The 298-nt window shown below is 53.4% G+C and carries 1 rRNA gene; it reads right to left on the bottom strand.

What is annotated here, in order from left to right:
- Positions 1-298, bottom strand: a 16S ribosomal RNA gene (locus CR165_RS24310); the annotation flags it as partial.

The raw sequence follows: 298 nt of genomic DNA, 5'->3' as shown, positions 1-298 counted from the left end.
TGTCTCGCAAGCCTAGGACTACCAGGGTTTCTAATCCTGTTCGCTCCCCACGCTTTCGAGCCTCAGCGTCAGTTACAGACCAGAGAGCCGCTTTCGCCACCGGTGTTCCTCCATATATCTACGCATTTCACCGCTACACATGGAATTCCACTCTCCTCTTCTGCACTCAAGTTTCCCAGTTTCCGATGCACTTCTTCGGTTGAGCCGAAGGCTTTCACATCAGACTTATCAAACCGCCTGCGCTCGCTTTACGCCCAATAAATCCGGACAACGCTCGGGACCTACGTATTACCGCGGC

The sequence above is a fragment of the Teichococcus aestuarii genome, from assembly GCF_003116135.1.
GTDB lineage: Bacteria > Pseudomonadota > Alphaproteobacteria > Acetobacterales > Acetobacteraceae > Pseudoroseomonas > Pseudoroseomonas aestuarii.
This window is presented reverse-complemented; position numbering and strand designations above follow the sequence as displayed.